At 71.2% G+C, this 13,456-nt stretch carries 16 protein-coding genes and 1 tRNA gene; 10 read left to right on the forward strand and 7 right to left on the reverse strand.

The features are described from left to right. Positions 1-6: 6 nt before the first annotated feature. Positions 7-651 (reverse strand): TetR/AcrR family transcriptional regulator, encoded by a 645-nt coding sequence (locus tag JN22_RS17000; RefSeq protein WP_223677765.1) that lies wholly within the window; start codon positions 649-651, stop codon positions 7-9. 177 nt (positions 652-828) lie between these two features. Here JN22_RS17000 and JN22_RS17005 point away from each other — a divergent pair, with 177 nt between their 5' ends. Continuing rightward, positions 829-1,947: an alkene reductase gene (locus tag JN22_RS17005; RefSeq protein WP_085555092.1), complete on the forward strand. Its 1,119-nt coding sequence runs from the start codon at positions 829-831 to the stop codon at positions 1,945-1,947. A gap of 93 nt (positions 1,948-2,040) precedes the next feature. On the opposite strand, the gene JN22_RS17010 is transcribed toward JN22_RS17005, so the two are convergent. Together JN22_RS17010 and JN22_RS17015 are read right to left on the reverse strand one after the other, a co-directional pair. Further along, positions 2,041-2,286 (reverse strand): hypothetical protein, encoded by a 246-nt coding sequence (locus JN22_RS17010; RefSeq protein WP_085555093.1) that lies wholly within the window; start codon positions 2,284-2,286, stop codon positions 2,041-2,043. A gap of 98 nt (positions 2,287-2,384) precedes the next feature. Next, positions 2,385-3,053 (reverse strand): XRE family transcriptional regulator, encoded by a 669-nt coding sequence (locus tag JN22_RS17015; protein WP_085555094.1) that lies wholly within the window; start codon positions 3,051-3,053, stop codon positions 2,385-2,387. Positions 3,054-3,145: 92 nt separating this feature from the next. Between JN22_RS17015 and JN22_RS17020 the strand changes: the two genes are divergently transcribed. Both JN22_RS17020 and JN22_RS17025 read left to right on the forward strand, forming a co-directional pair. Beyond that, the gene (locus JN22_RS17020; protein WP_223677766.1) at positions 3,146-3,433 is read left to right on the forward strand and encodes a helix-turn-helix domain-containing protein; all 288 of its coding nucleotides are present in this window, start codon (positions 3,146-3,148) and stop codon (positions 3,431-3,433) included. 32 nt (positions 3,434-3,465) lie between these two features. Beyond that, the gene (locus JN22_RS17025; protein WP_223677767.1) at positions 3,466-4,290 is read left to right on the forward strand and encodes a hypothetical protein; all 825 of its coding nucleotides are present in this window, start codon (positions 3,466-3,468) and stop codon (positions 4,288-4,290) included. Between the two features lie 99 nt (positions 4,291-4,389). Here the strand turns inward: JN22_RS17025 and JN22_RS17030 are convergent. After that, positions 4,390-4,466: transfer RNA gene (locus JN22_RS17030), tRNA-Pro, on the reverse strand. Positions 4,467-4,576: 110 nt separating this feature from the next. After that, a complete protein-coding gene (locus JN22_RS17035; RefSeq protein ID WP_085557209.1) occupies positions 4,577-5,593 on the reverse strand; it encodes a polyprenyl synthetase family protein in 1,017 nt (338 codons plus the stop codon). 100 nt (positions 5,594-5,693) lie between these two features. On the opposite strand from JN22_RS17035, the gene JN22_RS17040 reads away from it, so the two are divergent. The 6 genes from JN22_RS17040 (at position 5,694) to JN22_RS17065 (ending at position 11,782) form a co-directional block, all read left to right on the forward strand. Beyond that, positions 5,694-5,900, forward strand: a complete 207-nt coding sequence (locus JN22_RS17040; protein ID WP_085555096.1) for a putative signal transducing protein — start codon at positions 5,694-5,696, stop codon at positions 5,898-5,900. A gap of 53 nt (positions 5,901-5,953) precedes the next feature. Then, complete coding sequence (locus JN22_RS17045; protein WP_085557210.1) at positions 5,954-6,694, forward strand: tRNA1(Val) (adenine(37)-N6)-methyltransferase; 741 nt, start codon at positions 5,954-5,956, stop codon at positions 6,692-6,694. Positions 6,695-6,726: 32 nt separating this feature from the next. Further along, a complete protein-coding gene (locus JN22_RS17050) occupies positions 6,727-7,590 on the forward strand; it encodes a S49 family peptidase (protein WP_085555097.1) in 864 nt (287 codons plus the stop codon). A 79-nt stretch (positions 7,591-7,669) separates the two neighbouring features. Beyond that, positions 7,670-8,461, forward strand: a complete 792-nt coding sequence (locus tag JN22_RS17055; RefSeq protein ID WP_085555098.1) for a sulfite exporter TauE/SafE family protein — start codon at positions 7,670-7,672, stop codon at positions 8,459-8,461. 273 nt (positions 8,462-8,734) lie between these two features. Continuing rightward, positions 8,735-9,469, forward strand: coding sequence for a TorD/DmsD family molecular chaperone (locus JN22_RS17060; RefSeq protein ID WP_143268344.1), 735 nt, complete (start codon positions 8,735-8,737; stop codon positions 9,467-9,469). A 144-nt stretch (positions 9,470-9,613) separates the two neighbouring features. After that, positions 9,614-11,782, forward strand: a complete 2,169-nt coding sequence (locus JN22_RS17065) for a hybrid sensor histidine kinase/response regulator (protein WP_085555100.1) — start codon at positions 9,614-9,616, stop codon at positions 11,780-11,782. Here the strand turns inward: JN22_RS17065 and JN22_RS17070 are convergent. Further along, complete coding sequence (locus tag JN22_RS17070) at positions 11,766-12,002, reverse strand: hypothetical protein (RefSeq protein ID WP_085555101.1); 237 nt, start codon at positions 12,000-12,002, stop codon at positions 11,766-11,768. The two genes, JN22_RS17065 and JN22_RS17070, sit on opposite strands and share 17 nt — an antisense overlap. Positions 12,003-12,127: 125 nt before the next feature. Beyond that, on the reverse strand, positions 12,128-12,361 hold the full coding sequence (locus JN22_RS17075) for an SMc00767 family acetate metabolism repressor (protein WP_085555102.1): 234 nt from the start codon (positions 12,359-12,361) through the stop codon (positions 12,128-12,130). Between the two features lie 201 nt (positions 12,362-12,562). Between JN22_RS17075 and JN22_RS17080 the strand changes: the two genes are divergently transcribed. Then, complete coding sequence (locus tag JN22_RS17080) at positions 12,563-13,447, forward strand: NAD(P)-dependent oxidoreductase (RefSeq protein WP_085555103.1); 885 nt, start codon at positions 12,563-12,565, stop codon at positions 13,445-13,447. Positions 13,448-13,456: the final 9 nt, after the last annotated feature.

A 13,456-nucleotide genomic window follows, 5' to 3' on the forward strand; every position in this document is an offset into this window, starting at 1 on the left:
CCCACCTCAATTGCGGGGCGTCAGCCCGTGCGCGATGGTGTGGGCCAGCGTGCGGACGATGGCGCAGACCCGCTCGCCGTCGCGGCCGAACACGACCTGATCGAGAAAACCCAATCCGAAGCTGAGCGTCGCGATGCCGGCCGCCACGTTGGCAAGGTCGGCGTCGGCGGCGATGGCGCCACGGTCGCGCAGCGTTTCGAGCCGCTTCAGCAAGCAGGGGATGCGGCTTTGCGACAGGGTGCGCGCCATCTCGTCGGCGATGGCCGGATCGACCAGCGCGCGCGCCAGCACCACCCGCGTGAAGTCGCGGCACTGCCAGCTGTGCTTCAACTGCGCGTGCAGGAAATGGGCGAGGTCGGTCTCGATGTCGTCGGCCGGCGGCGGCAGGTCGCAACCGCCCGCCTCTTCCCGCCAGTAATGCTCGACCACCGCCAGCAGCAGGCCGCTCTTGCCGGAGAAATAGCGCTGGATGAGCTGTTCGTTGACGCCCGCCCGCCCGGCGATCTCGCGGGTCGTCGCCGCGTCGAAGCCGCGCTCGGCGAACACCATCTTGGCGGCGTCGAGCAGCGCGCCCTTCGTCGCCTCGCGGTCGCGCTTGCGCGAGCCGCTCTCGCCGCAACAGGGATCGGTCGTCGAATCAGTCCCGTCCAAAACACCCACCCTCCAGCCCCTCCGGGGCCGTCCTTCAAGAAACCGGCCCGGAGGGCTGGCCGGGGAACCGGAAGCGTCCCCGCTGTCTTGATAATAAGTACGCAGGCGCATACTTGACAAGGGCGAGCGAGTCAGGCATGTATGTACCCACATACATACAAGAGCGAGCACGCCGCCATGTCCCAGTCCGCGACCGACACCCCCGACCTGTTCACGCCCCTGCGCCTGGGCGCCATCGAGCTGCCGAACCGGGTCATCATGGCCCCGATGACCCGCAGCCGCGCCGGCGCCGGCAACTGCCCGACCGCGCTGACCGCCGAGTATTACGCGCAGCGCGCCTCGGCCGGCCTGATCATCACCGAGGCCACCCAGGTCTGCGACACCGCCCAGGGCTACCCCAACACCCCCGGCATCCACACCGACGCGCAGACCCTGGCATGGCGCGCGGTGTCGGAGGCGGTGCACGCCGCCGGCGGCCGCATCGTGACCCAGCTCTGGCATGTCGGGCGCATCTCGCACCCGCTGTTCCAGCCGAACGGCGCCGCCCCGCTGGCGCCCTCGGCGGTGGCCGCGAAGGGCGAGCTGTACACCGGCCAGGGCATGCAGCCCTTCCCGGTGCCGCGCGCCTTGGAAACCGACGAGATCCCGGTGCTGGTCCGCCACTTCGCCGACGCCGCCAAGCGCGCGGTGTTCGACGCCGGGCTGGACGGCGTCGAGATCCACGCCGCCAACGGCTATCTGATCGACCAGTTCCTGCGCGACCGCACCAACCGGCGGACCGACCGCTACGGTGGCAGCGTCGAGAACCGCGCCCGCTTCCTGCTGGAAATCCTGGAGGCCACGGCGCACGCCATCGGCGCCGACCGCATCGGCGTGCGCCTGTCGCCGACCGGCGTCTTCAACGACATGGGCGACAGCGACCCGGCGGCGCATTTCCTCAGCGTCGCCAAGGCGCTCAACCCGTTCGGCCTCGCCTACCTGCACGTCATCGAAGGCCGGCCCGGCCACCACATGGCCCCGCCCGACGGCGCCCCGCACGTCGCGGCGGCCCTGCGCGCGGCCTACAAGGGCCCCTTCATCCTGAACGGCGGCTACAGCCGCGCCGACGCCGACGCGGCGCTGGCGGCGGGTGCCGCGGACGCCATCAGCTTCGGCGAGGCGTTCATCTCCAACCCGGACCTGCCGGTCCGCTTCCAGCGTGACGCCGCCCTGAACGAGCCGGACCGCGGCAGCTACTACGGCGGCGACGCCAAGGGCTACACGGATTATCCGGCGCTGGAGTCGGTGGCCGCGTAAGGGCTAAGGGCAGAGCGGTTGCCCCGGCGGGGAATCACGCCCCCGATTCCCCGCAGCATGGCCGGACGCCTCACCCCGGGCGTCCGGCCTTTTTTACGCCCCCAGACGGCGCTGGGCCATGCCGTTGACCAGATCGCTGCGCACGGTGAAATGGGCCACGCTGCGGCCGTCGCCGATCTCCTCGCTGGAGATGCGCTCGACGCGGACCTCCACATCCCAGCCGGCCTTCTCCCAGGCGGAGCGGATGCGCCGCGCGATCTCCCGCGCGCCCCGTTCGGTGAAGCTGTCCAGACGGCCGCGCATGGGGCCGGGAAAGAAGCGCGGGTGGGGTTGGGCCATGTCGGTATCTCCTTGGCTCTCGTTGTGTGCGACGCCCAAGGATTAATCCAAAATGGATTTTTAAATCCAGAACAACCCTATACCGAAACGGTGTCCGATCACGGCTCCTGGAGCCCGACGACCGTGTGGATGGTGTCCAGCTCGGTGTCGGCGACGGTGAATTCGCGGTCGTCCGGCTGGTACTCGCGCAGAACGATGCCGTCGGGCACCCGGCGCACGAACTCCTTCACCAGCACCGCCTTGCTGCGCTTGACCACCACCACCCCGGATCCGGCCGCCGGCGGCTTGTGTGGGTTGACGTGCAGAAGCTGGGCCGGCCGGAAGCGCGGCATCATCGACTCGCCCACCACATACATCGCGTAGGGATCACGCGCGTTCTTCAGATAGTCCGGCTTGGCGACCCAGTCGATCGGGCCATCCTCCAGGAACATCTCCTGATCCACCCCGCCGCGCGCCGCCGCGCGCACCGGCATCGGCTCGGCGACGGCCGCCGGACTGGACAGGGATGGGGACGGGACCGGCCGGAGCAGCGGCGGCGGACCGCCGCGCGGGCGCGCCGGGGCGGGGGCCGGCGGCGCCGGGTCGAGCCCGAGCAGCACGGTCGGCTCGACGCCCAGCGGCTGGGCGAGCTTGACCGCCCAGTCGACGGTCATCTTGCGCTGGCCGGTCTCCAGCTTGTTGATCTGCGGCTGCGAGGTTCCCGCCAGCTCGGCCAGCTTTTCCTGGCTCAGCCCGGCGGCCTGCCGCAATTCGCGCATCGTGGACATGGCTCCTTCATACCGGATCGGTTTGAAAAAGTCCAATCCACCATGCCAATCCGCTTGCGTGCAAAAACCGGCATGGGTTAAACCGTTGCGGCATGACGCTCGACGACTGGCTCACCCGCACCGTCACCAAGGAAGAGGCCTTCGCCGCCCTGATCGGCACCAGCCAGGCGGCGGTCAACCGCTACCGCCACGGCCAGCGCGTGCCGCGCCCCCGCGTGATGGCCCGCATCGCCGAGGCGACCGGCGGGGCGGTGACGGCCAACGACTTCCACGCCCTGCCCAACGGCCCGGCCAGCCAGGGCCGCGGGGCGGTTTCCCCCGGCCACCGCCCGCCCTATGATGAGGCGCCCCCGCCCCTTCCCGACGCCGGTGACCGATGACGCCTCCGCTGCTGCCTCAGGAAATCGCCCCGGTGACGGCGCATCAGGCGGCGCTGACCGACCGCTTCCTGAGCTTCCGCACCGACCGGCTGATGCGTTACTTCCTGGCGCTGCGGGCGGAGACCGACGCGGCGCTGGCCCCCCGCCTGCCGAAGGCGGCCGGCCAACCCTACCCCTACGGCCGCTGCGAGGAGATCAACAACGACCTGTTCGTGCGGCTGGCCGGACGGGCGGCGCGGCCGGCCAACGCCATGGACCGCGCGATCCGCGATTTCGTCGCGGCCGGCGGGGTGGTCCGCACCGTCTGGGGCGTGCTGCGCGGGCGCTATTTCCAGAACGCGCTCCAGTTCGGCGGACTCTACGTCGACGTCTCCAACGACACGGTCGTCGCGACCAAGCCCAAGGTCGAGATCCTGCCGATCGCCGAGTCCGGCCTGGTCCCGGTGCGCGACCTCGCCCATTTCCGCGAGACCGCCGCGCTCTATTGGGGCGCCACGGTCTACGCCAACCATCTGGCGCCGTCGCTGGCGCCGCTGCTGCCGATGGTGTCGGCCAGTCCCGGCCGGCTGCTGCCCGCCTTCCAGTCGGCCTGCGACTACATGATCGCGCTGATGGGCCGCGACGGCTTCCAGGAGGCCGAGGCGTGGCTGCGCGACGGGCCGGCACCGCCGGCCGAGGTGGCGGATGCCCTGCTGGCCACCCTGCCCGACGATCTGCGTCCGCAAGCCGACGGCCGCGCCGAGGCGGTCGCCGCCTGCCGGCTGGCGCGGGCGGAAGGACGGGCGATGGACACCGCGTGGCGGGATGGGCGCGTGCGGGACTATCTGCGGGCGATGCGGGCGCGCGCCGCGGCCTGACGGAACAGCCGCCCGGCACGGGCCTCCGGCCCGCGTCCGGAATCGCGACCCGGAAACGACGAAGGGCTTCTGGATTTCTCCAGAAGCCCTTGTCCTTGCTGGTCGGAGTGAGAGGATTCGAACCTCCGGCCCCTGCCTCCCGAAAGCAGTGCTCTACCAGGCTGAGCTACACTCCGTTCAGGTCACCGGCGGGCTTGGTGTCGTCCGCCGGTGGCCGGGTTTATAGGCGGTCCCGCCGAGGGGCGCAACGCAAAAAAGCGTCACGCGGCGAAAAAATATGCGTGCCTCAGAAATCCCGGTCGATCACGAAATCAATGACTTCCAGAAGGGCGCGCTTGATCGGGCTGTCGGCGAACAGACCGAGGCTGTCGCGGGCGATCGAGCCGTAGTGGCGCGCGCGCTCCACCGTGTCCTTCAGCGCGTTGTGGCGGGCCATCAGCTCCTGCGCGCGCTCCAGGTCGCCGTCCTTCTGGTCCAGCTCCTCCATGGTGCGGCGCCAGAAGGCCCGCTCCTCGTCGTTGCCGCGCCGGAAGGCGAGCACGACCGGCAGGGTGATCTTGCCCTCGCGGAAATCGTCGCCGACCGTCTTGCCCAGCTTGGCCTGGAGCGCCGAGTAATCCAGCACGTCGTCGACGAGCTGGAAGGCGATGCCCAGATTCATGCCGTAGTCGTAGAGCGCCAGCTCCTCCGCCTGCGGACGCTCGGCGACGACGGCGCCGACGCGGCAGGCGGCGGCGAACAGCTCGGCCGTCTTGCCCTTGATGACCTCCAGATAGGCCTGCTCGCTGGTCTCGGTGTCGTTGGTGGTGCGCAGTTGCAGCACCTCGCCCTCGGCGATGATGGCCGAGGCGCCCGACAGGATGCGCAGCACGTCGAGCGACTTCACCTCCACCATCATCTCGAAGGCGCGGGAGAAGAGGAAGTCGCCGACCAGCACGCTGGCCTTGTTGCCGAACACCGCGTTGGCCGAGGCCAGCCCGCGCCGCAGGTCGCTCTCGTCGACCACGTCGTCGTGCAGCAGGGTGGCGCTGTGGATGAACTCCACCACCGCCGCCAGCAGGCGGTGGTGCTCGCCGCCGTAGCCGCACAGGTTGGCCGCCGCCAGCGTCAGCACGGGCCGCAGCCGCTTGCCGCCCGCCGCGATCAGGTAGCCGGCGAGCTGCGGAATCAGCTCGACCTGCGACTGCATGCGCTGGAGGATGATGTCGTTGACGGCGCTGAGGTCCTCGGCCACCAGAGCGGTCAGGTCGTCGAGCGGGGTAGACTTGCGCCGTTTCGGCTCGAAGTTGGTCACGACCGCCAAGGTCGACTCCACAGGTGATTGACGCCAGGAATTGCGGTAGGGAGCATAACGGCCTAGCCTCTTCGGTCAAGCCCGCAAGCCCCCGCTTTTTGTCACGTCGATGAGAGAAATCCTGCGCACAACCGATCCCGTGCGGCTGTCCTGGCTGACGGCGCTGCTCGCCGACGCCGGAATCGCGGCGGTGGTGCTCGACACCCACACCAGCGTGCTGGAGGGCTCGATCGGCGCCATCCCCCGCCGCCTGATGGTCGCCGAGGAAAATCTGGCCCAGGCGCTGCGCGTCCTGCGCGAGGCGGGCGAGGCGTGAGCGGCGGCCTGGAGACGGATGGCGCGGAGACGGGCGGCGCGGAGACGGAAGGCATGGGGATCGGCGGCCCCGCCGACTTCCTGCTGGGCGGGCGCGTCCGGCTGCTCCAGCCCGAGGACGGCTACCGCGCCGCCATCGATCCGGTGTTTCTGGCCGCCGTCACCGCCGCGCGGCCCGGCGAGCGGGTGCTGGATGTCGGCACCGGCACCGGGGCCGCCGCCCTGTGTCTGGCGGCGCGCGTGCCGGAAGCGGCGGTGGTCGGGCTGGAACAGCGCGCCGACGCCGCCGGCTTCGCCCGCCGCAACGCCGCGCTGAACGGGCTGGAGAGCCGCGTCGCCATCGTCGAGGGCGACCTTCTGGCCCCGCCGGAGGCGCTGCGCCCCGGCTCCTTCGACCGTGTGATGATGAATCCGCCCTATCTGCGCGCCGACGCCGCCAGCCGACCGCCCGACGCCTGGAAGGCCGCCGCCAACGTCGAGGGCGCGGCGCGGCTGCCCGACTGGCTGCGCTTCGCCGACGCCATGCTCAAGCCGCGCGGCACCGTCACGCTGGTCCACCGCGCCGACCGGCTCGACGACATCCTGGAGGCGCTGCGCCCGCGCTTCGGCGCGCTGGCCGTCGTGCCGCTGTGGCCGAAGGCCGGACAGGAGGCCAGGCGGGTGCTGGTCGCCGCCCGCAAGGGCCTGCGGTCTCCGGCCCGGCTGACCGCGGGGGTCGTCATCCACGAGGCCGACGGGCGCTACACCGCCGCCGCCGAGCGGATTCTGCGCGACGCCGCCGCGCTGGAGCTTTGACAGAGCGACGGCGCAACCCCATCTGTCGCGGCATGAGCCTGAAACCGCTTCTCGCGAAACTCCCCTTCGGCCCCTGGCGCAACGCCGGGCCGCTGGTGTCCGTCGTCCGCCTGTCCGGCGTCATCGGCCAGGGCGGCGCCTTCCGCCCCGGCCTGACGCTGGCCGGAATCGCCCCGATCCTGGAACGCGCCTTCGCGCCCAAGGGGCAGGCGGCGGTGGCGCTGATCGTCAACTCGCCGGGCGGGTCACCGGTGCAGTCGGCGCTGATCGCCAAGCGCATCCGCGACCTCGCCGAGGAGAAGACGCTTCCGGTGCTGGCCTTCTGCGAGGACGCGGCGGCCTCCGGCGGCTATTGGCTGGCCTGCGCCGCCGACGAGATCTGGGCGGACGAAAGCTCGGTCGTCGGTTCGATCGGCGTCGTCTCCGCCGGCTTCGGCCTGCACGAGCTGCTCGGGCGGTACGGCATCGAGCGGCGGCTCTACACCGCCGGCGACAAGAAGGCGCTGCTCGACCCCTTCTCGCCGGAGCAGGAGGATGGGGTCGCCCATCTGAAGACGATCCAGGCCGACATCCACGACGCCTTCAAGGCGATGGTGCGAAACCGGCGCGGCGCCCGCCTGACCGGGCCGGAGGAGGTCCTGTTCTCCGGCTCCTTCTGGGCTGGGCGGCAGGCGAGGGACCTCGGGCTGATCGACGGGCTGGGCGACCTGCGCGCCGTGCTGCGCGGCCGTTTCGGCGAGAAGGTCCGGCTGCGCGTGGTGCAGGAGGAGCGCGGCTGGATGCGCAAGCTGGGCTTCCGCGCCGGCTTCGATGGGCGGGCGATGGCCGAGGCGCTGCCGGCCGCCGCCGTCGCGGCGGTGGAGGACCGGGCGCTGTGGGCGCGGCTGGGGCTGTAGCCGGAGCGATTCCGCCATGGGTGGCGCTCCCGGTATTTTCCGCTAAGCTGCCGCTCCCGACGCGGTGAGGGCGGCTGTGATGACCGGTGCGTTGATCTTCCTGGCTGGCGGCGCGCTGGGCGGCCTGATGCTGGGCGCGCTCGGGGTGGGCACGGCGCTGATCGCGGTGCCGCTGCTGACGCTGGTGCTGCCCTGGCTGGGGGTGCCGGCCGATTCCGCGCCGCTGACCGCGCTGGCCACCTCGATGGCGGTGGTCGCCGTCACCTCGGTGTCGTCGGTGCTGTCGCACCACCGGCTCGGCAACGTCGACTGGGCGGTCTTCCGCACCACCATCCTCGCCAGCCTGGCCGGCGTCGCGCTGGGCAGCGCGGTCGCCACCCATCTGCCGGCGGCGGCCCTGCGGCTGGCGGTCGGCGGCTTCCTGCTCTACACGGCCTGGCGGATGATCGCCGGGGGTGCGGCGAAAGGCAGCAGGGCGGTGGACGGCTCGCCGAACCGTTACCGGCTGGGCGGCGCGCTGATCGGCGTGGCGGGCAGCTTCATCGGGGCCGGCGGCGGCGTGCTGATGGTCCCCTTCCTCAGCGGGCGCGGCCACGCGATGGCCCGCGCGGTCGCCACATCGACCGCCATCGGCCTGCCGGTGACGCTGTTCGGCGCCGTCCTCTACACCGGACTCGGCCTGCGCGAGGGCCTGCATCTGCCTGGGCAGTTCGGCTATCTGCACCTGTCGGCCCTGCTGGAGATCGGCGCCGCCAGCGCCCTGACCGCCCCGCTCGGCGCGCGCCTCGCCGCGCGGCTGCCGGCGCCGCTGCTGAAGCGGGCCTTCGCCATCCTGCTGGTGCCGCTGGCGCTGAAGATCGCGGCCGGATGATCCTGCCCATGGCCCGGCTCATGGCCCGGCCCTGGATTCGGGGTGGGGTTCCGCTGCAACCGTGGGCCGTTTTCCGAAGGGTCCAGTCTCCGGCAAAGTTGACCAAATCTTCATCGTCCTGGTAGTAGAAACACAACAGAAGATCGCCCACGGACGCCGCCCCCCGGCGCCACCCGGACAGGCGATGCGAAGAACACGCGAAAACACGCGTGCGACGTTCTGATTGCGGCCCGACACCGGCTCCATTCCGGACCGGCCGCCGGGAGGAAGAGCGTGAACGGATCGCTTTTGGAACATGCCCCCCCGCCGCCCGCCGCGCCCTTCGCACCGGCCGCCGCGGCGTTGCGCCGGCTCGCCGCCTTCCACGCCATGGCTCCGACCGCGGAGTTCCTGACCGGGCTGCGCGCGGCGCCGCTGCATGGCGGCTTCGGCATCGCGTTCGACCGCGACGACGCGCTCCAGGCCATGGCGCTGATCGACGAGGTGGTCAGCGACCTGCCCGATCCGATCGACCCCGACTCCGTCGCCCCGCTGCTCGCCGATTTCACGGCGATCCACCGCACCCTCGCCTACCGGGCCAGCCCGCTCGAAAGCGATTGGGCCGCCGAGGCGGGCCAGCCCGACCCCGGCCTCGCGGCCGCGCTGCGCCGCTGGCAGCAGCAGGCCGGGCTGGTCGCCGATGCGGGATTTCCGCCCGACCACCTCGTGTCCGAGCTGACGCTGCTGGCGGCGCTGCTGGAGCGCGGGCAGGCGTCCGACGCCACCCGCTTCCTCGACCAGCACCCGCTGCGCTGGATCCCAGCCCTGTGCAGCCGGGTGGCGACGCGTTGCCGCGAACCCTTCTACGCCGGCGTCGCCATCCTGACCGCCGCCCATCTCGACCATCTGCGCGACCTGCTGGCCGGGGCCTGCGGCCTGCCCCGCCCGCCTGACGACGACAGCGCCGACATCCGCCGCCGCCGCTGGGCCGAGGGCCGGCTGCCGCGCACCTGCGGGTGCGATGGCTGACACCTGTACCTTTGCCATGGCGGCAATCCCCGGAAAGTTGGAATTGCCTCCCTCCACAGGCGTCGTTCAAGGTGGCGCGGGAATCGACGGCCCGAGGCGTCGATTCCCTTCGCTCCGCCCCGCCCCCCCGATCGATGGACGGTGATGCCTTTCCCCATGCTCGACAGCCTGGCCGGCCGCACCGGGTCGCTGCGCCTTCTCCGCCTGCTGCTCGCGGTGTCGGTGTCGCTGCCCCTGGTGCTGTTCGCCGGCATCGGCTGGCGCGAGGAGCGTGAAACCTGGGCGGAGGCCGAGCGCAACAGCCGCAAGACCGCGTTGATCCTGCACGAGCATGTGCTGAAGGTGTTCGACACCATCGAGCAGGTGCTCGACCGGGTGAACGAGCGCATCGACGGCATGGCCTGGAACGAGATCACCGGGTCCGAGCCGCTGCACCGCTATCTGAAGATCCTGGACGAGGATCTGGAGCAGGTCGGCGTCATCGCCGTGACCGACCCCGACGGGGTGATCCGCGCCGCCAGCAACCGCTTTCCCACCCGCAACGCCTACATCGGCGGCCGGGCCTATTTCCGCACCCAGAAGGAACGGGACGCCGGTCTGCTGGTCGGCGAATCGATGATCAGCCAGGCCACCGGCCGCCGCAGCTTCGGGCTCAGCCGGCGGCGCGGCGCCCTGGGCGCGACCGATGGCGCCTTCGACGGGCTGGTCCACGCCACCCTCGATCCGGATTACTTCACCCACTTCTACCAGCGGGTCCTGGCCGACCGGGGCGAGACGGTCAGCCTGGTCCGCGCCGACGGCCAGGTGCTGCTGCGCTACCCGGCCTACGACGACAACCGGACGGTGATTCTGCCGCCGAACCGCGGCCTGCTGAAGGCCATTCTGAGCCAGCCCGACGAGGGGAGCTTCGCCGGCATCAGCTATTCCAAGGGGATCGAGCGCTTCTACGCCTACAAGAAGGTCGGCGACTTCCCGGTCTACGTCGTCTACGCGATCGATTCCGCGATGGTGGGCGCCATCTGGTGGCGCAACATGGCGCTCGACGCCGCCTTCGCCGCTCCGGCGACGCTGGCGCTGGCGCTGATCGCCTGGCTCGCCTACTCCCGCGCCCGCTCCGAGTCGCAGGCCGTGCGGCGCTGGGCCGAGGAGGTGCGCAACCGCCAGCGCCTGGAGGAGACGCTCCGCCAGTCGCAGAAGATGGAGGCGCTGGGCCAGCTGACCGGCGGCGTCGCCCACGACTTCAACAACCTGCTGACCGCCGCGCTCGCCAACCTGCATCTGCTGGCCCGCCACCTGCCCGACGAGGCGCGGCGCTTCCTGAACGGCGCCAACACCGCGCTGGAGCGGGCGGAGAAGCTGACCCGGCAGCTGCTGTCCTTCTCCCGCCAGGAGGCGGTCAACCCGACTGTGGTCGATTTCGCCGACAGCCTGCGCCAGATGGGCGATCTGCTGGAGCGCTCGATCCGCGCCGACATCGCGCTGGACTGGGACCTGACGCCCACCCCGCTGCCCATCGCCGTCGATCCGGTACAGCTGGAGCTGGCGATCCTCAACCTCGTCCTGAACGCGCGCGACGCCATGCCCCAGGGCGGCCGCGTCCGCCTGTCGCTGCACCCCGGCCCGGCGCCGCTCACCGCCCGGCTGGAGATCGCCGACACCGGGGCGGGCATGACCCCGGAGGTGCAGGCCCGCGCCTTCGAACCCTTCTTCACCACCAAGGAGACGGGCAAGGGCACCGGGCTCGGCCTGTCGATGGTGTATGGTTTCGCCCGGCAGTCCGGCGGCAGCGCCGCCATCGACAGCCGGCCCGGCGAGGGCACCCGCGTCCGCATCGACCTGCCCCTGTCGGCGCCGCCGCCGCCCGCCCCGCCGCCGCTTCCGGCGGAAACCGCCGCCCGGCCCGACCGGCCGCCGCGGGTGCTGGTGGTCGAGGACAACGCCCTGGTGCTGCTGGCGACGGTCGAGGGGCTGGCGCAGGAGGGCTTCACCGTGGAGACCGCCGACCATGGCGTCGCCGCGCTGGAGATTCTGGAGACCGATCAGGCCTTCGACATCGTGGTGTCCGACGTCGTCATGCCGCACGGGGTGTCGGGAATCGATCTGGCCCGGCGCATCCGCGAGCGCTGGCCGCATCTGCGCGTGCTGCTGGCCTCGGGCTACAGCCCGGAATCGCTCGCCACCATGGGCGCCGACACCGCCGCCGTGCTCGCCAAGCCCTTCACGCCCGACCAGCTCGCCGCGCGGATCCGCGCGATCCTGGCAACCCCGGCAACCCCAGGAGCCGGGGCGGCCCCGGTCACGACAGAGCGCTGAGGAACATCGGCGTCCACAGCGCCATGCACCACAGCAGGCCCAGGCACAGCCCCTTGGTCAGGTCGTCGAAGGTCGGCGCCTGGAGCCGGTGCAGGCTCCACATGGCGTTCAGGTCGCGGGGGGATGGCTGGTTCCTGTCGGAATCCTGCGGGTCGGACATGGCGGGCCTCTCGCTGACGATGCGGTGGGGCGATGCGGTGGACACCGGAGTCGTGCCCATCAAGCTTGTGCCTCGCCCGCCATTCCGCCAGCCTGCCTTCCGTAAATCCCGCAATACGAAAAAAGGCCGCCGTCCTATGGGGACGGCGGCCTTCTTTCCGCTGTTCGGCGAAAGCGCGCCCGGCGTTACTTGCCGGGACGGATCACCGGGGTGAGCTGGTCGCCCCAGTTGCCGGCCTCGTTGTGGTAACGGGCGGTGCGCATCAGCTCGACCGTGATGCCGGCCTCGACCGCCTTGACGACGGCGTCGTTCAGGCGGTGCAGGTTGTTGGCGACGATGCGGATGGCGCTTTCCTGTTCCGGAGTCAGCTCCGAACGGTCATCCGGCGGCGCGTCCTGAAATCCCGACTTGTTCGGCATACGGTGGTTCCTTCCCCTGGTTCCGACCGGCGTCTTCGACCGGTTCCCATGATTTAGCACATCGCGCGTCCGGGACAAACATCCCGACGCGCCAACCGCTTGCGACCTTTGGCGCAGTCCGGATTTGATCCGGGCGCGCCGCCGCCCTACCCTGTCGGCGAAAGAATCAAACACCTCACCACCGAGACGAGCCGAAGCATCATGTCCGATTCCGCCACCGCACCGCGCAACGTCGCCTTCCTCGGCCTGGGCACCATGGGCTTTCCCATGGCCGGCCATCTCGCCGGGGCCGGCCACGGCGTCACCGTCTACAACCGCACCGCCGCCAAGGCCGAGGCCTGGGTCGCCGCCCATGGCGGCCGCAGCGCCCCCACGGTGGAGGAGGCGGTCGCCGGGGCCGACACCGTGTTCCTGTGCGTCGGCGGCGACGACGACGTTCGCGAGGTGACCGCCAAGGCGCTGGGCGCGCTGGCCCCCGGCGCCGTCATCGCCGACCACTCCACCGTCTCCGCCGCCGTGTCGCGCGAGATGGACGCGCTGGCCGCCGCCCGTCAGGTTTCCTTCCTCGACGCGCCGGTGTCGGGTGGGCAGGCCGGGGCGGAGAAGGGCATCCTGACCGTGATGGTCGGCGGCGACGCCGAGGCCTTCGCCCGCGCCCAGCCGCTGATGGCCGCCTTCGGCCGCTCGGTCGTCCATATGGGGCCGTCGGGGGCGGGACAGCTCACCAAGATGGTCAACCAGATCTGCATCGCCGGGCTGGTCCAGGCGCTGGCCGAGGGGCTGAGCTTCGCGCAGCGCGCCGGGCTCGACGGGCACAAGGTGGTTGACGTGATCTCCAAGGGCGCCGCCCAGTCCTGGCAGATGGAGAATCGCGGCCACACCATGCTCGACGGCAAGTTCGACTTCGGCTTCGCGGTGGACTGGATGCGCAAGGATCTGGGCATCGTGCTGGACGAGGCGCGGCGCAACGGCGCCACGCTGCCGGTGACCGCCGTGGTCGACCAGTTCTACGCCGACGTCCAGGCCATGGGCGGCAACCGGCTGGACACGTCGAGCCTGATGAAGCGGCTGACCGCCAAGGGGTAAGGAGACGGA

Source organism: Azospirillum agricola (assembly GCF_020005195.1).
In the GTDB taxonomy this organism is placed as follows: Bacteria; Pseudomonadota; Alphaproteobacteria; order Azospirillales; family Azospirillaceae; genus Azospirillum; species Azospirillum agricola.

Coding starts and splice junctions, on each gene's coding strand:
- JN22_RS17005 (WP_085555092.1), top strand. CDS start 829: ATGTCCCAGTCCGCGACCGACACCCCCGACCTGTTCACGCCCCTGCGC.
- JN22_RS17010 (WP_085555093.1), bottom strand. CDS start 2,286: ATGGCCCAACCCCACCCGCGCTTCTTTCCCGGCCCCATGCGCGGCCGT.
- JN22_RS17015 (WP_085555094.1), bottom strand. CDS start 3,053: ATGTCCACGATGCGCGAATTGCGGCAGGCCGCCGGGCTGAGCCAGGAA.
- JN22_RS17020 (WP_223677766.1), top strand. CDS start 3,146: ATGACGCTCGACGACTGGCTCACCCGCACCGTCACCAAGGAAGAGGCC.
- JN22_RS17040 (WP_085555096.1), top strand. CDS start 5,694: ATGAGAGAAATCCTGCGCACAACCGATCCCGTGCGGCTGTCCTGGCTG.
- JN22_RS17045 (WP_085557210.1), top strand. CDS start 5,954: ATGGGGATCGGCGGCCCCGCCGACTTCCTGCTGGGCGGGCGCGTCCGG.
- JN22_RS17050 (WP_085555097.1), top strand. CDS start 6,727: ATGAGCCTGAAACCGCTTCTCGCGAAACTCCCCTTCGGCCCCTGGCGC.
- JN22_RS17055 (WP_085555098.1), top strand. CDS start 7,670: ATGACCGGTGCGTTGATCTTCCTGGCTGGCGGCGCGCTGGGCGGCCTG.
- JN22_RS17065 (WP_085555100.1), top strand. CDS start 9,614: ATGCCTTTCCCCATGCTCGACAGCCTGGCCGGCCGCACCGGGTCGCTG.
- JN22_RS17070 (WP_085555101.1), bottom strand. CDS start 12,002: ATGGGCACGACTCCGGTGTCCACCGCATCGCCCCACCGCATCGTCAGC.
- JN22_RS17075 (WP_085555102.1), bottom strand. CDS start 12,361: ATGCCGAACAAGTCGGGATTTCAGGACGCGCCGCCGGATGACCGTTCG.
- JN22_RS17080 (WP_085555103.1), top strand. CDS start 12,563: ATGTCCGATTCCGCCACCGCACCGCGCAACGTCGCCTTCCTCGGCCTG.